The organism is Treponema endosymbiont of Eucomonympha sp., from assembly GCF_001028545.1.
Window position 1 is genome coordinate 1 of sequence record NZ_BBPW01000609.1, and the last position, 461, is coordinate 461.

Below are 461 nucleotides of genomic sequence, written 5' to 3' on the forward strand. Positions count from 1 at the left end.
AAAATAGGAGCATGAAAGGAAATAAAGGCATTCACCGGCACGATATAAGCGACGAGGCGTGGGAACGGATAAAAGAACTGCTGCCCGGACAGGCAGGGAAGCGCGGGGGAGTAGCGAAAGACAACCGTTTGTTTATCAACGCGGTAGCGTGGCAGACGCGCACGGGCGCTCCGTGGAGGGATATACCGCCAGAATTCGGGAACTGGAACAGCATACACAAGCGGTTTTGCCGCTGGCGGGACAAGGGAATATGGAGAATACTGGCGGACGCCGCAATAGGCGAGCCTGCCGGGATATCTTTATGATAGATTCGACGTATATCAAGGCACACGCAGACGCATGCGGGGCGCGCGGCGGCACTCAGGACATTAGCCGTACAAAAGGGGGCTGAACAGCAAATTACATTTGGTAGTTGACGAGTACGGGATACCGGCAAGCGGCATTGTGACAAGCGGTACTGT

Annotated in this window: 1 pseudogene; it reads left to right on the forward strand. The window is 55.1% G+C overall.

Going from position 1 to position 461, the window contains the following annotated elements:
• Positions 1-11: 11 nt before the first annotated feature.
• A pseudogene (locus AWU74_RS08300) lies at positions 12-461 on the forward strand (IS5 family transposase); the annotation flags it as partial.